Here is an 18,143-nt window from a genome sequence, read left to right as displayed (position 1 = left end):
CAATATACGAATCAATAAAAGAATTAAAAAAAGGGATTATCTTTGCACCACATCAACACAAACTACTATTCATGAGTTCAGATTCTAGCAAAAGGTACGCACAAAGAGGTGTTTCGGCATCAAAAGAAGACGTACACAACGCCATAAAAAATATTGATAAAGGTTTATTTCCTCAGGCATTCTGTAAAATTGTTCCTGATTATTTAACGCAGGACGAGGAGCATTGCTTAATTATGCACGCTGATGGAGCCGGTACAAAATCGTCTTTGGCATATATGTATTGGAAAGAAACCGGTGATATTTCAGTTTGGAAAGGAATTGCCCAGGATGCTTTGATCATGAATATTGATGATTTATTATGTGTTGGAGCAACAGATAATATCCTGCTTTCTTCTACTATCGGAAGAAATAAAAACTTAATTCCGGCAGAAGTTATTTCGGCAATCATCAACGGAACAGAAGAATTAATCAACGAATTAAAATCTTTTGGTGTAACCATTCATTCAACAGGCGGAGAAACTGCCGATGTTGGGGATGTGGTTCGTACTATTATCGTAGATTCTACCGTAACGGCACGTATGAAGCGTAGTGATGTTGTGGATAATGCCAATATTAAAGCAGGAGACGTAATTGTTGGTTTGGCTTCTTTTGGTCAGGCAACGTACGAGAAAAGTTATAATGGAGGAATGGGAAGCAACGGATTAACATCTGCACGTCACGATGTTTTCGGAAAATATCTGGCTAAAAAATACCCTGAAAGCTATGATGCCCTTGTTCCTGAAGAATTAATTTATTCTGGTCAGGTGAATCTAACGGATAAAGTAGAGAACAGCCCAATAAACGCGGGTCAGTTAGTACTTTCTCCAACAAGAACTTATGCGCCAATTATCAAGAAAATTTTAGATACCTATACTCCAAACGAAATTCACGGAATGGTACATTGCAGTGGAGGAGCGCAAACTAAAATTCTTCATTTTGTTCAAAATTTACATATTATAAAAGATAATTTATTCCCGGTTCCACCATTGTTTAAGTTAATTCAGGAACAATCAAAAACAGACTGGAAAGAAATGTATCAGGTTTTCAACTGCGGTCACCGTATGGAAATATATGTTCCTCAAAATATTGCTCAGGATATTATCGCGATTTCAAAATCATTCAATGTCGATGCACAAATCGTTGGTAGAGTAGAAGCTGCGGATGCTAAGAAATTGACAATTACGAGCGAATACGGAACATTCGAATATTAAAAAATATTTTACCATATAAGTAATATAAGTTCATTTTAAACGCAATGAAATAAATATCAGGCTGAGTGAAGTCCAGGTAATCTAATCCTTTTACTTCGATGAGCTTGACACCATTTTATAATTAAGGAATGTAGATTATATTTCTTATATGACTTATATGGTTTATAAAACACAAGCTATGTACGAACTACTTTTTTGGAGATATTTAGATGAGATTTATTTAAATCATCATGAAGTTTACGAAGCACTTCTTGAAAAAGAACAAGTTGACGGACTAGAGATTCTTCCGGTTGAAGTAATCCTAAACCGAATCGCTTCGGTATTCTCAGAATGGGAAAAAGTAGATGAAAACAGTTGGCAAAATACCAACGGAAAAGGTGCATTTCAGGTTATTTCAACACCACAAAGCATCAAAATTGACTGCTACGGTACCGAGGGGAAAACTATGAATAAATTAGTTGACCTGATGGAAGAATTCAAATGTCCATTATACGATCCGCAAGTGCCTGAACGTTACGACGAAATGAGTGAGTAAATCTTTGCGGACCTCTGTGAAACATCGGTGTAGCTTTGTGATATATTCTACAAAGTCACAAAACTTCAAAAGAATATAAAAACATGAATCAAGAATATAATTTCAGTTTCTCAGACAATATTATTTTAGAAGACGATTTGGTTTTATTGCGCCCTTTGCAGGAATCAGATGTCGATAATTTATTAGAAATTTCTATCAATGAACCAGAAACCTGGAAGTATTCTTTAGTAGGAGCAGGCGGAAAAGAAAACCTGATCAATTATATTCAATCAGCTATAAAAGCAAGAGAAGAAAAAAGAGAATTCCCGTTCATCGTTTTCGATAAAAAGTCTCAAAAATACGGAGGTTCAACACGTTTTTATGATATTCAGCTTCCATATAAAACAGTACAATTAGGCTATACGTGGTACGGTTCTGCTTTTAGAGGTACTGGCCTTAACAAGCATTGTAAGTTCTTATTACTTCAATTTGCTTTTGAAACTCTTGGATTAGAAAGAGTAGAATTTCGCGCAGACAACAGCAACGAAAGAAGTATTGCAGCAATGAAAAGCATTGGCTGTAAAGTCGAAGGTGTTTTAAGGAGCCACATGCCAACCACAAATAGCGAAGTTCGTCGCGATTCTATAGTTTTAAGTATTCTTAAAGACGAATGGTTTGATGAGGTTAAGGAAAATCTAAAGCGCAAGCTATAAAAAAGAGCCATAGGCTCGACCAATATTGTAGAGATGGACTTCAGTCCAGTTTACGCGAGTAAAGAATAAAACATTGCCGTAAAGAAAGTATTTAAAATTGGGTTTTGTCATTGATTTTGATTTTGAATCCTTTACCCATCTTTCAATAATAACCCCTGATCCTGTCTTATTTTTTCAACTAATTTATCTACATTGGTTTTTATTTTCTGTGGTAATAAATTCCAGTTGGCATCTTTTTTAAAACTTCTGCAATAATCTAAATCGCATTCGACAGCGCGAATCACATATTTTTTGTTTTTGTAAATCGTAATAATTTTAACGCGTTTTATTTCGTCGTCTTCATTTCGGGTTCCATAAACTAGTATAGGATCAATATAACCGTCCGAATCAAGATCTTTAGTACTGCAATATTTTGTCCAGAACCAAATATTGGTTTCTTTCGGTTCTGCAGTTTCTAACAGATCATTTATTCGCCACTTTTCAAGAAAACCTCCATGATCATTGATGGTACAAATGGCTTGAATTTTTGTGTTTAAAGTATCTTTTTTACTAATTATTTTTTGATTTTCGCATAAAAGCAATTCATAAGCACCGCCTTTATCCCAATATTCAAACGCTTTATAGATTGGAAAATCTGTTGTGCCATCTAATTCACGTTCTGTAATTTGTTCTTTTGTCAGTCTGTAACTTTCTATTTTTTGAGCATAGATAAATGTCGTAGAAAAAAGAACCAGAATGAAAATATAATTTTTCATAATTGCATAGCATTTTAGTCAATCAAAGATATCTAAAACCTTTTTAGCTAAGGGAAATTTATATTTTTTAAAAAGCATATTTTATTGTATTTTTCTAACCTAAAAATATTGATAAAACGTTTTAGTAAATACCTGATATTGTTTTACCAAAAAAATAATGATTAAAAAAACACCCCATGAATAAAATAAATTGCAAAAGTTTTCTTTTTGGACTATCATTTTTAATGCTTGGATATGCCACCAATGCACAGAAAAAAACAACCGAAAAACGAAATTTGACTCAGTATGTCGATCCAATGATTGGTACTGCCAAAATGGGGCACACTTATCCTGGTGCTACTGTACCATTTGGAAGTGTGCAATTAAGCCCGGAAACGGATACGATTGCCTACGGTTTAAATGGAAAATATAATGGTGAGGTCTATAAATATTGTGCAGGATATCAATACGAAGACAAGACAATCGTAGGCTTCAGTCACACCCATTTTAGCGGAACCGGGCACTCTGATTTAGGTGATTTTTTAATCATGCCGACAACCGGTAAATTGCAATTGAATCCGGGAGTAGCTTCAAAACCGCATTCGGGATATCGTTCAGTATTTTCGCATTCTACAGAGAAAGCGGAACCTGCCTATTACAGTGTCCTTTTAGAAGATCATAAGATTAAGGCAGAACTTACAGCTACAACGCGTGTCGGAATGCATCAATACACTTTTCCAAAGTCAGATGAAGCGCATATCATTTTGGATTTAACTTCCGGAATTTATAATTACGATAAAAAGAATGTTTGGACATTTGTTCGCGTTGAGAACGATACTTTAATTACCGGATACCGTCAGACAAATGGCTGGGCGAGAACGAGAACGGTTTATTTTGCCATGTCTTTTAGTAAACCAATTAAGAGTTACGGACAGGCTGCACAGGAAAAAAGTGTGTACAGAGGTTTTTGGGGGAGATTTGATCAAACCAAAAATTTCCCTGAAATGGCAGGTCAAAACTTAAAATTATTTTTTGATTTTAATACTGAAGAAGGAGAGAAAATCAAGATAAAAATGGCTTTGTCTCCTGTGAGTTCTGCCGGAGCTTTAGAAAATATGAAAAAAGAAGTTCCAGGCTGGGATTTTGAAAAGGTAAAAAAACAAAGCCAGGAAGTGTGGAATAACGAGTTGAATAAAATTCAGATTGATGCTATTCAAAAAGAAGATTATGTAAATTTTTATACCGCAATGTATCACGCCTTTTTAGGTCCGACAGAATATATGGATCTTGATGGAAATTATAAAGGTTTGGATATGAACGTTCATAAAGCCGAAAACTTTAAAAATTACACTAGTTATTCGGTTTGGGATACTTATAGGGCTTTGCATCCATTCTTCAATATTGTACAGCCAACGAGAAACGCAGACATGGTAAGTTCTATGCTCGCACATTCAGATCAAAGTGTGCATAAAATGTTACCGATCTGGTCGCATTATGCTAATGAAAACTGGTGCATGATTGGGTATCATTCTGTTTCTGTAGTGGCAGATGCTATTGTAAAAGGTAATACCAGTTTCGATCCTGAAAAGGCGCTTCAGGCTTGTGTAAACACAGCAAAAGTTTCTTATTATGACGGATTGGAATATTATATGAAGATGGGTTATGTTCCGGAAGATAAAAATGGTTCTTCGGTTTCAAAAACTTTAGAATATGCATATGATGACTGGGCGATTGCTCAGGCAGCCAAGAAATTAGGTAAAACCGAAATTTATACAGAGTTCATCGAAAGATCTAAAAATTATAAAAATGTTTACGATGCCAAAACAGGTTTCATGCGTCCTAAATTAAATGACGGAACTTTCAAAAAAGAATTTGATCCATTAGATACACACGGGCAGGGTTTTATCGAAGGAAATTCATGGAATTACAGTTTGTACGTGCCTCAGGATCCAGCGGAAATGATTAAAATGATGGGAGGAAATGATAAATTTAATGTTCGATTAGATTCGTTGTTCAACATGCATTTGCCAGACAAATATTTTGAAAACACAGAAGATATTACCAGAGAAGGAATCATAGGGAATTATGTCCACGGAAACGAACCTTCACACCATGTAGTTTATTTGTACAATTGGACAAATTCACCTTGGAAAGCACAGGACAAAATCAGGATGATCCTGAAAAAAATGTACCGAAATGGTGCCGATGGTTTAGGCGGAAATGATGATTTTGGACAAATGAGTGCCTGGTATATTTTTAGCAGTTTAGGATTTTATCCGGTAGCACCGGGTTCTGATGAATATGCATTGGGAAGTCCGTTGGTTAAAAATGCTGTTTTCAATTTAGAAAACGGAAAGAAATTCGAAGTGGAGACTGTAAACCAATCCGATAAAAATGTGTTTGTGAGTAAAGTGCTTTTAAACGGAAAGGAACTTTCGAAACCTTTCTTAAAACATGCAGATGTTATGAATGGAGGAAAAATAACATTTTATATGAGCAGTAAACCGAATAAGAAGAATTATCTTAATTAGTTTACAGATTGTCATCCTGAGCGGAATCGAAGGGCCTATACGTTAAAAAATGCTTCGACTCCGCTCAGCCTGACAAATACTCAGAATTCGAGAAAATTAGTGTAATTCGTGGCAAACAAAAAACAAAAACTCCAAACATAACAGAGTTTAAAAAAACTTCACGAAATTTGCACTTCAAAATTTAATGAAATCCATATGAAAATAAATCTAAAATCGGGAATTGATAAATTGCTTTTCGGAATGAAGCAAAATGATGTTACGGCTGTTTTTGGCAAACCTGATAAAAATTATATAGACGAAGATGACAATGTTATTTTTGTGTATAATTCACATAAAATCAGATTGACATTTTATCAGGAAGAAGAATTGAAATTAGGTTATTTAGTAGCATCAAGCAACGATCTGGAAGTTTTTGGATTCAAAATAATCGGAAGAAAAATTGCTGATGTAAAGAAAGATTTAGCAACAAAAGGAATTACAAAATACAATCAGGAGACTTTTGATACTTTCGAAAATTACTTTAATGAAGACAATTGGTTTATTCTTCAAACTGAATTTGATGAAGTAGTGAAGTTTGAAATCGGTGCGATTATCAATGATAAAGATGAATTTGACTGGAAATTTCCAGTTAAAAAGTAAACGCAATATATGATCCTTCCTTCGTCAGGATGACAAAAAACAAAAAAACCGACAATCACTTGTCGGTTTTTTATTATATAAAAAGGAAATTACCCTTTCAACCATGCATTTTTAAGCTTCTCTTTTGAAGCATCTGTAGCTTTAAAAGTTTCTGTTTCTTCAAATGGTACTTTTACAGTTCCTTTGATGGTTTGTTCAACACCGGCACGCTTTATTTTAACCGTTATAGGATCGTTTTCTTTCCAGTTTTCACTTTCTCCAATTAAATCATAAATATTGTCTAAGTTGTAAGCTTTATCGTTAATAGAAACAATTCCATCGCCAGCTTTAAGATTTAAACTAGTAAAGAATACGTTTAAGTCAATATCAGGACGTACACTTATTGCTTTAGTTGCTTTGTCTACACCAATATATGGAGTTTGCCCTTTAATGAAAATTGATCCTGCTTTTTTCTCAGAAGATTTGGTTACACCTACTTTTGCCAAATAAAAATCGTAAGGAATTGGTGTTGTTCCGGCAACATATTTAGTTAGGAATTCACCAACTTCAGGATAAGTCAATTGTGTGATTTTTGCAAAAAGTTCGTTATCATTAAATGGTTTTTCGATACCATACTCATCAGATAATTTATGCATTAAATCAAGAATTCCTCTTTCTCCGTTGCTTTTTTCTCTGATAATAATATCAATGCACATACCAATTAAAGCTCCTTTTTGGTATACATTTAAATACTGATCTTTATAAGGCTCTTGTAGAACATTCGCACTCATTTTTGTAAATGACATAGTATCATCTAATGTTTTTGCCTGTTCAATTTTATCTGCAATTCGAGTGTAAAATTCTCCTTCGTTAATTAAGCCTTGATTGATTTGGAAAAGGTTTGCAAAATATTCTGTTACACCTTCATACATCCATAAATGCTCTGACATTTTTGGATCATTGTAATCAAAAAACTGAATTTCTTTGGAGTGAATAGTTAATGGCGTTACAATATGGAAAAACTCATGAGAAACCACGTCTTTCATAGATTCTACCAATTTTTCTTTTGGCATAGATTCTGGCAAGACAACAGTTGTTGCTGTTGGATGCTCTAAAGCTCCAAACCCATGTGCATCATCTTTAGCCATGCTTGATAAATACAATAAAACAGTATATTTTTTAGTAGAATTTACTTTTCCTAAAAAGTTTTTCTGTGCCGTCATCATTGTTTTCATTTCCGGAGTAATACTTTCTGCGGTAAATTTTCCTGTTGGAGAATAAACAGCAATTAAGATATCCATTCCGTTAACGTTGAATGTAGTGTAATCTGGTTTAGAATACATAATTGGATTTTCTACCAAAACAGCATAGCGAGAAGTTTTAAAAACGTCACTTGTTTTGCTTGCATCTTCATCAGTCATTGAAGTTGCTCCCCATAATGTTTCAGGATGTGTAATGGTAACATTATAAGGTACATCTAGCTTATCTTTAAAATAACCTACAAAACCATGAGTATTCACCATGAAGTTAACTCCTGCATTGATATTAGTTCCAGCCGGAGAAAAAACATCTCCTCCTCCAAAACCAGCACCTTTTTCAGTATCAAAAGTATCTCCAACTAAATAAGTGATCTTTTTTAATGTTTTAGCATTAGAAATTGACCATGAATTATCATCAATTCTTTTTACAGTTAGTTCATTTCCTTTAGCATCAAAAGCTTTAAAACCATCTGAATATTTACCGTAATTATCAGTAGAGTAAGTTCCCGGAACTGTTTTTGGAATACTGTAGATGATTTCGTCTGTTTTAATTGCAGGTGGAGTAACAGTTACCAGGACTTTATCATCCTTTACGTCAGTAAGATTAATGTTTACATCTACAGTATTGCTTTTTGCAGCGCCTGATGTACTACCCGTTTTACAGCTCCATAGTGTTACAGCTAGAGCTAAGGTGTAAATTATTTTTTTCATTTGTTCGCGTTTAATTATTTGTATTTGACTGATAAAATATGAAATTGTTACAGTGCTGATATAAATATAAAAAAAACTCCTGAATTTCAGGAGTTCTATCTTAGTCTAGTTTGTTCTTTATGTAATATTTGCCATCCAGATCTTCATCAAAATCATCTATTTTTACGGGTTTTGGTTTTGGTTTATTTGCAATAGCCTTCTTTTTCCACATTTCAAATTTTTCAAGCGGCATTTTCTTTTTCATGATTTCCAAAACTTCTTTTTCTGCCAATCCAAATTCTTTTTTAATAATTTCAAATGGATTTCTTTCTTCCAAGGCTAACGAAACAAGTTTTTCCGTTTGTTCCCAGCTCAACTCTTTGCGGTTACTCTTTTTCATCACGTGAAAATTAATTCAAAATAGGGGTTAATGATTAATAGATTGATTTTCAATTTAAGTATCAATATTAATAAAAAAAATAATTAGTTGGTTCGATCTGTGATGTTTTTTTAATGATTTTAAGTGTTTTTTATTGATTTTGATTTTTGAAACGGAATTTGCAATAAATTTTTCAATTTGTTATGCTCTTCAGTTGCCATATGTGTATCAACTCCGTAAATTAATTCTTCTTTAGGTAATGTGGTAAAAGTGCCAAAAAGCCGATCCCAAACAGAGAAAATATTTCCATAATTACTATCTGTATAAGGCAAAACATAATGATGATGCACTTTATGCATATTAGGAGACACTATGAAGTAACTCAGAAAAACATCTAGTTTGTGAGGGAGTGAAATATTGGCATGATTAAACTGCGAAGCTACAACGGATAAGGATTGATATAGAAAAACCATCCACATTGGGCTTCCCACAATTAAAACACCGGCAGTTGTAAATAAAAAACGAATAATACTTTCACCGGGATGATGTCTGTTTGCGGTTGTAGTATCAATCCAGGTATCAGTATGGTGAATAAGATGAAAACGCCAAAGCATTTTTACTTTATGCTGAACAAAATGCGCCAGATAAGCACCAATTAAATCTAACAGAAGTAATCCAATAATGGTATACAGCCAAATTGGAATTTTAGGTAGCCATTGCAGAATTCCGAAATGATTTTCAGTTGTCCACGCAGCGGTTTTAATTAAGATAAAGGCCAAAACAAAATTGACAATAATCGTAGTAAATGTCAGGAAAAAGTTGATTCCGGCGTGATGCCATTTTTTGTATTGCATCTGGAATAATGGAAAAGTATTTTCGATTAACCAAAAAATCGTAATTCCTCCCACCAGAATTAGACTTCTGTGTGAGGAAGGAATCGTACTAAAGTATGCAATTATTTCATTCATAACAGTGTAGAGTATAATGTCAAATTTAAGTAATTTAATGAAATACTAATATAGATTTTAATAGGTATGTGTTTATTTAAGAGACTTTTAGCTTTGTTAGGTTAAAAAAAAAGGAGAAAAGTAAAAATGGAATTTTACTTTTCTCCTTATACTTATAGCATGTCATCGTAAGTATGATCTATTTTAATATTACCTTTTGATCAGACTGATAATAAACAACAAAAATTACCAGGAAGGCCCGAAACCGCCGCCTGAGATTGCTTCTATAAGTAAGAAATAAAACTCCATAGTTTATGTTTTAAGGGTTATGTAATAGTTGATTTGTTTATTTGTGCTTCTTCGGAATGCTTTTGTAATTCCATGAGCCTCTGCCAATGATACCAACAGCGATATTACCAGGAAGGCCCGAAACCGCCGCCTGAGATTGCTTCTATAAGTAAGAAATAAAACTCCATAGTTTAATGTGTTAAGGGTTATATAATAGTTGATTTGTTATTCTTCAGAATGATTTTGTAATAAAGTTTTATAGATAAATCCACCCAGGAGAGCACCTGAAATAGGAGCAACCCAAAACAGCCAAACCTGAGATAAGGGTCCGCCACCCACAAAAAGCGCCTGAGAAAGCGATCTCGCCGGATTTACAGATGTATTGGTAATTGGAATACTAATTAAATGAATTAAAGTCAAAGCCAAACCTATAGCGAGACCAGCAAATCTTCCGTTTGCAAATTTATCGGTTGCTCCTAAGATTATCAGTAAGAAAAATAAGGTTAGAACAAATTCAGCAATAAAAGCTGATGTTAGTGAATATCCATCTGGAGAAAATGCTCCAAAACCATTAGATGCAAATGCCCCTGCTTTAGTATTGTCAATGACAAAACCGGCTTTTCCTAAAGCAATGGTGTACAAGGTTCCCGCTGCCGCTACTGCGCCAATACATTGAGCAATGATGTAAGGAATAAGGTCTTTTGCCGGAAATCTTCCGCCAGCCCATAAACCAAAAGACACGGCTGGATTAAAATGTCCGCCCGATATATGCCCAACAGCATACGCCATTGTTAAAACCGTTAAACCAAAAGCTAAGGCTACACCTGCAAATCCAATTCCTAATTCAGGAATTCCGGCAGCAAAAATAGCGCTTCCACAACCTCCAAATACCAGCCAATAGGTTCCGAAAAATTCTGCAAATAATTTTTTCATAATAAAATAATTTAATGGTTAATGTTAGAATGTATATTGGTAAGCCCAATAAATCAAAACAATTTGTAAGGGCAAACGTACAAATAAAATCCATCTTGGCAAGCCGAAACCAGCTTTTTTATCTTGAAACATGAATAGGTTAGCAGGAAATATAGCGATCAACAACGCTATAATTCCCCATGCAGCAAATCTTTTTGAAAAAGGAAATAGTAGAAGTATGCCCAAAAGTATTTCGGCAACTCCGCTTAAAGTATTTATTAATTTAGGGTTTTTAAATAGGGGAGGAATGATTCTGATATACATTCCGGGTTTTCTAAAATGATTAATTCCAGCAATTATATATAGAAAAGCCATTAAATATAAATGCCAGGGTAAATTCATGATATCGTATTGTTTATCACGAATTTATAAAAAAATTAACAATTATAACATTACAAGAAGATTTTTTTTAATTCTATATAAACGAACTAATTTTTACGTTTAAAATTTACATTCATAATAATAATAGCCAGGATAATTAAAACAATTCCAACCCATTGCGAAAAAATTACCTTTTCATTTAAAAGTACATAAGCCATCATTACAGAAACGGGTAATTCTAAAGCAGAAACAATACTTCCCAAACCAATTCCGGTTAAAGGGAAACCTGCATTCATAAGCATTGGTGGAATAATAGTTCCAAATAATGAAAGCACAATTCCCCATTTCATGAAAATTCCCAGATTAAATGGTGTAACCTGAGTAACAAATGCAAATGAAAACACAATTACAGCACCTCCTAAAAGCATATATAAACTTCTTTGTGCCGATGAGATTTCGGTGGCAACACGATTTGCGGTAAACATGGTTGTAGTAAAAGAAGCTGCAGCCATAACGCCCCAGGCAATTCCACGCCAATCTAATTTTATGTCATTATTGATGATATTAGTTGCCAAAACAGTTCCGATAAGGACAATAAAAACTGCAATTACTTTTTGTTTTGAGGGTAATTTTTTTTCTAAAATCATCTCCAATAAAACGCCCATCCAAACGGTTTGCATCAATAAAACGATACCAATTGAAACCGGAATGTATTTTACAGCCAAATAATAAAACAAACTTGTCATCCCTAAAGAGGTTCCAGCCAGCATTAAGCTAAAAATATTTTTAGGAGTAGCTTTTACAACATTGTCTTTGTGCTTTATTTTTTGGAATGCATTGATTATTAGAATTCCAATAATCCCCAAAACAAATTGAGAAGTTGTTACTTCGGCAGTTGTATATCCCTCAGAATAAGCCATTTTTACAAAAGTGGCTAACATTCCATAAGTTGTAGCTCCTAAAGCAACAAAAAATACTCCCTTTAATACATTGTTTTGTGACATCTGAATTTATTTTTTAAAAAATTAAAGCCGGCAAAGGTAAGGTATTTTGTTTGTGATTTATTATAAAATTGAGGTAAACGTTATTCTTTATCTATTTTTATAGATCTGATTAAAGTATAAATTAAAGATTTATCAGAATGCCAAAAATCAATCAAAATAAAAAAGCCATCAAAATCTGTGATTTGATGGCTTTGTATTTTTACTTAAAATAATCAGTATTAATTACTTTACAGGCTGATTTGTATAAGTTTCAATTTCAAAAATTAAAGTAGCGTTTGGTGGAATTACACCTCCGGCACCTTTTTCTCCGTAAGCTAAATTAGAAGGAAGAAAGAAAATTGCTTTTTCCCCATCAGTCATCATTCCAAGAGCTTCTATGAATCCCGGAATCATTCCGTCTTTTTTGCCCACAGTAAAAGGAAAAGCTTTGTAGCCACCTTGTGCATCTCTGTTCGCGTCATATTTACCATATGCTTTTGCTACACTTGGCATGCTGCTGTCAAAAAGATTTCCATCCTCAAAATAACCGGCATAGTGAAAATAAATGTTAGAACCTTCAGCACCTTTTACACCAGTTCCTTTTTGTGTTACTACATATTTTAAACCAGATGCTGTTGTTGTCGCTTTAGCTTTTGTTGCTGCAAAATAAGCAGCTTTATCCTTAACAACTTTTTGAGATTCTGATTTTTTTGCTTCGTCTTTTTTAGCGTCTTCAGTTAGAACTTTTACGGCGTCAAATTTTTTAGCAGCTGCCCCTTTACGTGTAATGGTAATTTTTGTCATGATATCATCCTGAACAATTTTATTTACATTGTCCATTCCGGAAACGACATGTCCAAAAATAGTATGTTTTCCATTTAACCAGGGTGTTTCTTTATGTGTAATGAAAAATTGGCTTCCGTTAGTCGCAGGACCAGAATTTGCCATTGCCAAAATACCGCCTTTGTCAAATTTTAATTCTTCTCTAAATTCATCTTTAAATGAATATCCAGGACCTCCTGAACCATTTCCGTCAGGATCTCCACCCTGAATCATGAAATCATTTATAACTCTGTGGAATTTTAATCCATCATAAAATGGTTTTCCTTTTAGTTTCTCCACTTTTACGTTAGGATTTTTACCTTCTGCCAAAGAAATAAAGTTAGCTACAGTAACAGGAGCTTTTACATATTCTAAAGAAACAACAATGTCTCCTTTTGTTGTAGAAATAGTAGCAAAAATACCATCGTTTGGATCTGATTTAGCAACTGATTTGGCAACTGCTTTTGTTGGTGCAGCTTTTTTTGCTACAGGTTTTTTTGTTGTTTGTGCCTGAATATTTACTACTGCAAGGCAAAATAAAAATAGAAATTTAAATTTCATCGTATTCCGAATTTAAGTCTGGGATAAGTTTTAAAATATATTATTGTGGTTTTTCTAATAATTGAATTTCGAAAACAATATTAGCGTTTGGCGGGATAACATTTCCAGCTCCTGTTGCTCCATAAGCCAAATGAGATGGAATAAAAATAACTGCTTTGTCTCTAAACGAAAGTTGCTCAATTCCTTCAATAAAACCAGGAATCAGACCTGATTTACTTCCTGCTGTAAAAGGAATTGGCTGATATCCTTTTGCTTCAGCTCTTGCAGCATCAAATTTTCCAAAAGTTTTAGCAACCTCTTCCACACTTGAATCAAAAAGGGTTCCGTTTTCTAAGAAACCGGAGTAATGAATATAAACCTGAGTTCCGTTTGCAGGTTTTTTACCTGTCCCTTTTTCTGTAATTACATATTGCAATCCAGTGCTTGTTTTTGTAGCTTTTGCTTTTAAAGCAGCAAGCGCATCTACTTTTTCTTTTTGAACTCCTGCATATTTACTTTGTTCTTTTGCTATTTCTGAAAAATAATCATGAAATACTTTTACGGCATCAAACTTTTTAGCTGCTTCACCATTTCTGATGATCGTTACAGTAACAATTTTATCGTCTTGTTTTACCTGATTTACTACTTCTTGTCCTTTTTCTACAACATGACCAAAAATAGTGTGTTTTCCGTCTAACCATGGAGTTTCAACATGTGTAATAAAAAATTGGCTGCTGTTAGTTCCGGGACCGTTATTAGCCATAGCCAAAACACCTGCTTTGTCAAATTTTAAATCAGTGATCTCATCTTTAAATTTATAACCTGTGTCTCCAGAACCAGTTCCTTCGGGATCTCCGGTCTGAATCATGAATTCTTCAATTACTCTGTGGAATTTTAAACCGTCGTAAAAAGGTTTACCTTTAAGATATTCTTTAGTTACAAATTCGTTTTTACCTTCAGCTAAGGTTACAAAATTTGCTACCGTAATTGGTGCTTTTTTATAATCCAGTTCAACAATAATATGCCCTTTGTTTGTTTCAATGTCAGCATACAAACCATCAGGCAAATTGCTATGCTCGTCTTTACAAGAATAAAATGAGGTAACGGCTAGTAGTAATAATAAAATACTCTTTTTCATTTTTAAAATGTTATTTTTATGGGGTTATTGTATCTTTTTTAATTGGAGTTGCAGGTTTTGCTGCTGCAGGTTTTGACGTTGCAGATTTAGGAGCTTGTACTGTCGCTGCTGTTGTTGGAGCTGCAGTCTGCCCAGTTGGAGCTTGTGCTGCCGGGGCTACTGTTTGTGGAGCTGCCGGATCCGGGACAAAATTACGTAGTGTAACCGTACACATTAAGGATTGATTTGGGCCAATTTTTTTATTGTCTCCATGATATCCGTATGCAATATGTGATGGGAACAAGAAAGTTACGGTTTCGTTTTTACGCATCAGTTTGATACCGTCACGCAATCCCATCATAATGTCCTGTTTGTCTACATAATAGGTTTGTGGACCAAGATCAGCTTCTGAATAAATCACATTGCCTTTCATGTCTTTTACTTCCAAATTGAAATAAGCAATATCTCCTTTTCGGGGCGTTTGCGTTTCGTTTAGATTTCTTTCGTCATAAGAAAGCCAATAGCCTTTTCTTGTAGCATAATATTTTACTTTTGGATTGCTTTTGATAATCTTCTTAATAACATTTTCTTCGTCTGCTATTAATTTTTTATTACGATCAACTGACTTTTTCATAAAAGTCCCCGAAGCTCTTGAAATAGGTCTTCTGGCATCTTCATGTTGTTTACAGCTAACCAATAAAACAGCAAAAAGGAGCGTGTAAATGCTTAGTTTTATATAGTTCATAGTAGGTTATATTTTTAGTTTAGTTACTAAATCTTCAAATTTTTTCAGAGTTTCTTCCATCGAAACATCTGATCTTCCGCCGGCTGCATTACTATGTCCGCCACCGTTAAAATGATCTCTCGCAAACTGATTCACATCAAATCCGCCTTGCGAACGGAAAGAAATCTTGATAATTTTCTCGTCTTTATTTTCGATAAAAATAGCGGTAAAAACAATACCTTTTATACTTAAGCCGTAATTTACAATTCCTTCAGTATCGCCTTTTACATAATCAAATGAATCCAGCTCTTCCTGAGTAAGCGAAGTATACGATGTTTTATGTTCTTCTAAAACTTTCATGTTCTGCAAAGCTCGTCCTAATAATTGTAAACGACTGTAAGAACTATTATCAAATAATAAAACTGGAATCTGAGTATTTTCAACTCCTAAATCAATTAATTCTGCAATGATTCTATGTGTATTTCCTGTAGTTCCCGGAAAACGGAATGAACCTGAATCAGTCAGGATTCCGGTATAAATACAAGTTGCAATGGTTTTATCTAAATCTTCTTTTTTGTTTAAGAAAGAAATAAAATTATAAACCATTTCGCAAGTTGATCCAAATGATGTATCGGAGTAAGTGTAAGCAGCATAATCATCAGGTTTTTGGTGATGATCAATCATAATAAATGGAGCAGTCAGTTTTGCTAAAGTATGTTCCATTTCTCCTGTACGGTGAAAAGCATTAAAGTCAAGTGTAAAAATCAACTCGGCTTCTTCCAATATTTTGGTACAGTTTTCAGTATCTTTTTCAAATATTTTTACAGTTTCTGAACCTGGAAGCCAGGCTAAAAAATCAGGAAAATCATTAGGAGCAATCACGGTTGGATGGTGATTGTTTTTTAATAAAAAATGGTATAAACCTAAAGTAGAACCCATAGCGTCGCCATCAGGTCCTCTGTGCGGTATAATTGCAATTTTCTTTGGAGTCGCAAGCAACAATTCTATTGCCTGAATATCTTGTATTTTCATAGTGTGCGAATTTACATTTTTTTAATGTAATGCTGAAAACATTTTGGAGATTAACACACTTTTATTAGTTATAGGTTAGGAGTTATTAGTTATTAGTTATAGCGAACTTTATTTTTGAAATTAAGTATTTGGGATTTGAAGGAAATTATTTTGTTTTATAGTAAGAGTGAAATCCAAATTTAATTTAAGTCTTGGATTTTGCTTTACTAATCTGATTCATAATACTTGATATTTTGAAGTCTAGAGCAAGCATTTTTTCATCATATAAAGTGCTGTTTTCTACGATTTTTTTATAAGCAAGTTCATAAAAGCTAATTCTCAATTTGCAATATTCGATTAATCTTTCATTTTGTTCATGAATTTCTTTTGGGAGATATAATTTATCCAGTTCAGTCATCAAAGTAATGTTTTCGTTCCAATAATAAATGCCTCGGTCTTTAATTAGATACAGAGTACTTTCTTTATTTTCAGAATATGAATTGCCATATTGAACACTATAAGCTTCTAAAGCCATTTTTTCCATGTCAACAAACTCTTGCATTCTTTTTTCATATTCCATTATCTGATAAATATAAACTTGAGAACTTTTGAAATTTATATAAAGGCAAATGATTGAAATTAAGGCTACTGAATAAATTGAGGCAAGTCCAATTTTTCTTTTTTCACCTGAAATAAAAACAGTTATGCCAAAAACAATTCCTGCAAGAAATCCGCCAATATGAGCTGCACTGTCAATTCCATCACTAAAGCTGTAACAAATGTTTAGAACTACCAAAAAGGCAATTTTAGCAGTTAATTTTGTGTCTATTCTTTTCCCTAGAGCAGCAATTAACAAAACACCAAACATTCCAAATATGGCTCCCGATGCGCCAGCACTTACAAGATCCTTATTCCAATACAAACTACTTAAGCTCGCCAGGATTCCGCAGAACAAATACGTAATTAGAAAACTCCATTTTTTTAGATAGGATTCTAAAATCAATCCAACATAAGCCAGCGTAATACAATTAGCTACTAAATGAAAAAATCCAATATGTATAAAACAAGCTGATAATAGCCTCCAATATTGGTTTTCATAAGTAAGAGGACCATAATTTCCTCCCCAGTCAATTATTTCCTGAACTTCTGGAGCGAAAAAATGGACCCCTGAAAATATCATTATCAGAAAATATATAATATTTAAATAGATTATAATTGGCGTGATCAAATAGCCTTTTGTTGGGATAAAAATTGAAAAAACGGAATAAAATGAAGTAATGTTTTGCTCTGTTTTTTCCAGTGTTAAAAGGTTTTTCTGCTCTATTTTAATTTGTTCCTGAAAAGCATCCTGACTCAAATTTAGATTTGAAATTTCTTTTAATTCTTCGAAATAAAGGTTTAAAAAATTGTCAGTGTTTTTTTTATTTCGGCCTCGATCGTAAAATTGATTTCCGTTTGATGAACTGGTAACAATTGCGATATTCTCCTCATCAAATGCAATGGCAATAGTTTCTTTCCAGGTGTTTTTTTTGCTTTTGGAAAATGCAAGAACTCCGTTTTCATTAACAGAAATCAAATTCCAATCTAGTTTTTTACAAATGCTGATTGTAACCAATATGAAAGCCGATTGTGACAAATTGTTTAACGGAATTAGTTCTGAGAAGTTTGCAGGGAATCCAAATGCCATTGTACTAAGATTGATTTAGGAAAAACAATACTACAAAAAAAAG

General features: G+C 33.6%; 17 protein-coding genes. 5 read left to right on the top strand and 12 right to left on the bottom strand.

Features of this window, described 5'->3' with window-relative positions:
• Positions 1 to 71 precede the first annotated feature (71 nt).
• The 3 genes from AC6CH4_RS18055 (at position 72) to AC6CH4_RS18045 (ending at position 2,477) form a co-directional block, all read left to right on the top strand.
• Positions 72 to 1,250, top strand: coding sequence for an AIR synthase related protein (locus AC6CH4_RS18055; RefSeq protein WP_498105402.1), 1,179 nt, complete (start codon positions 72 to 74; stop codon positions 1,248 to 1,250).
• Positions 1,251 to 1,428: 178 nt separating this feature from the next.
• Positions 1,429 to 1,785: a hypothetical protein gene (locus AC6CH4_RS18050; RefSeq protein ID WP_498105400.1), complete on the top strand. Its 357-nt coding sequence runs from the start codon at positions 1,429 to 1,431 to the stop codon at positions 1,783 to 1,785.
• A gap of 83 nt (positions 1,786 to 1,868) precedes the next feature.
• Positions 1,869 to 2,477 carry a GNAT family N-acetyltransferase gene (locus AC6CH4_RS18045; RefSeq protein WP_498105398.1) on the top strand — a complete coding sequence of 203 codons (609 nt, stop codon included), beginning with the start codon at positions 1,869 to 1,871 and terminating at the stop codon, positions 2,475 to 2,477.
• 131 nt (positions 2,478 to 2,608) lie between these two features.
• On the opposite strand, the gene AC6CH4_RS18040 is transcribed toward AC6CH4_RS18045, so the two are convergent.
• Complete coding sequence (locus AC6CH4_RS18040) at positions 2,609 to 3,232, bottom strand: M949_RS01915 family surface polysaccharide biosynthesis protein (RefSeq protein WP_498105396.1); 624 nt, start codon at positions 3,230 to 3,232, stop codon at positions 2,609 to 2,611.
• 176 nt (positions 3,233 to 3,408) lie between these two features.
• Between AC6CH4_RS18040 and AC6CH4_RS18035 the strand changes: the two genes are divergently transcribed.
• Both AC6CH4_RS18035 and AC6CH4_RS18030 read left to right on the top strand, forming a co-directional pair.
• Positions 3,409 to 5,742 carry a GH92 family glycosyl hydrolase gene (locus AC6CH4_RS18035; protein ID WP_498105394.1) on the top strand — a complete coding sequence of 778 codons (2,334 nt, stop codon included), beginning with the start codon at positions 3,409 to 3,411 and terminating at the stop codon, positions 5,740 to 5,742.
• 195 nt (positions 5,743 to 5,937) lie between these two features.
• Positions 5,938 to 6,381: a hypothetical protein gene (locus tag AC6CH4_RS18030; RefSeq protein ID WP_498105392.1), complete on the top strand. Its 444-nt coding sequence runs from the start codon at positions 5,938 to 5,940 to the stop codon at positions 6,379 to 6,381.
• 89 nt (positions 6,382 to 6,470) lie between these two features.
• Here AC6CH4_RS18030 and AC6CH4_RS18025 read toward each other — a convergent pair whose 3' ends face one another.
• The 11 genes from AC6CH4_RS18025 to AC6CH4_RS17975 all read right to left on the bottom strand — a co-directional run bounded on the left by AC6CH4_RS18025 (position 6,471) and on the right by AC6CH4_RS17975 (position 18,100).
• Positions 6,471 to 8,330, bottom strand: a complete 1,860-nt coding sequence (locus tag AC6CH4_RS18025) for a M61 family metallopeptidase (protein WP_498105390.1) — start codon at positions 8,328 to 8,330, stop codon at positions 6,471 to 6,473.
• Positions 8,331 to 8,430: 100 nt separating this feature from the next.
• Positions 8,431 to 8,709, bottom strand: coding sequence for a DUF2805 domain-containing protein (locus AC6CH4_RS18020; RefSeq protein ID WP_042563191.1), 279 nt, complete (start codon positions 8,707 to 8,709; stop codon positions 8,431 to 8,433).
• 119 nt (positions 8,710 to 8,828) lie between these two features.
• On the bottom strand, positions 8,829 to 9,656 hold the full coding sequence (locus AC6CH4_RS18015; RefSeq protein ID WP_498105388.1) for a sterol desaturase family protein: 828 nt from the start codon (positions 9,654 to 9,656) through the stop codon (positions 8,829 to 8,831).
• A gap of 492 nt (positions 9,657 to 10,148) precedes the next feature.
• A complete protein-coding gene (gene aqpZ, locus AC6CH4_RS18010) occupies positions 10,149 to 10,856 on the bottom strand; it encodes an aquaporin Z (RefSeq protein WP_498105386.1) in 708 nt (235 codons plus the stop codon).
• Between the two features lie 24 nt (positions 10,857 to 10,880).
• A complete protein-coding gene (locus AC6CH4_RS18005) occupies positions 10,881 to 11,237 on the bottom strand; it encodes a DoxX family protein (protein WP_498105384.1) in 357 nt (118 codons plus the stop codon).
• 86 nt (positions 11,238 to 11,323) lie between these two features.
• Complete coding sequence (locus AC6CH4_RS18000) at positions 11,324 to 12,220, bottom strand: EamA family transporter (RefSeq protein WP_498105382.1); 897 nt, start codon at positions 12,218 to 12,220, stop codon at positions 11,324 to 11,326.
• A gap of 222 nt (positions 12,221 to 12,442) precedes the next feature.
• Entirely contained in the window at positions 12,443 to 13,582 is a 1,140-nt protein-coding gene (locus tag AC6CH4_RS17995; protein WP_498105380.1) for a peptidylprolyl isomerase, read from the bottom strand.
• 40 nt (positions 13,583 to 13,622) lie between these two features.
• A complete protein-coding gene (locus AC6CH4_RS17990) occupies positions 13,623 to 14,699 on the bottom strand; it encodes a peptidylprolyl isomerase (RefSeq protein WP_498105378.1) in 1,077 nt (358 codons plus the stop codon).
• A gap of 16 nt (positions 14,700 to 14,715) precedes the next feature.
• Complete coding sequence (gldI, locus tag AC6CH4_RS17985) at positions 14,716 to 15,423, bottom strand: gliding motility-associated peptidyl-prolyl isomerase GldI (protein ID WP_498105376.1); 708 nt, start codon at positions 15,421 to 15,423, stop codon at positions 14,716 to 14,718.
• A 6-nt stretch (positions 15,424 to 15,429) separates the two neighbouring features.
• Positions 15,430 to 16,434 carry a DHH family phosphoesterase gene (locus tag AC6CH4_RS17980; RefSeq protein WP_498105374.1) on the bottom strand — a complete coding sequence of 335 codons (1,005 nt, stop codon included), beginning with the start codon at positions 16,432 to 16,434 and terminating at the stop codon, positions 15,430 to 15,432.
• 184 nt (positions 16,435 to 16,618) lie between these two features.
• Entirely contained in the window at positions 16,619 to 18,100 is a 1,482-nt protein-coding gene (locus AC6CH4_RS17975) for a rhomboid family intramembrane serine protease (protein WP_498105372.1), read from the bottom strand.
• Positions 18,101 to 18,143: the final 43 nt, after the last annotated feature.

It is taken from the genome of Flavobacterium sp. GQ95 (assembly GCF_059758655.1).
Note: the sequence above shows the minus strand (reverse complement) of the source record. Positions and strands in the feature narration are given on the sequence as shown.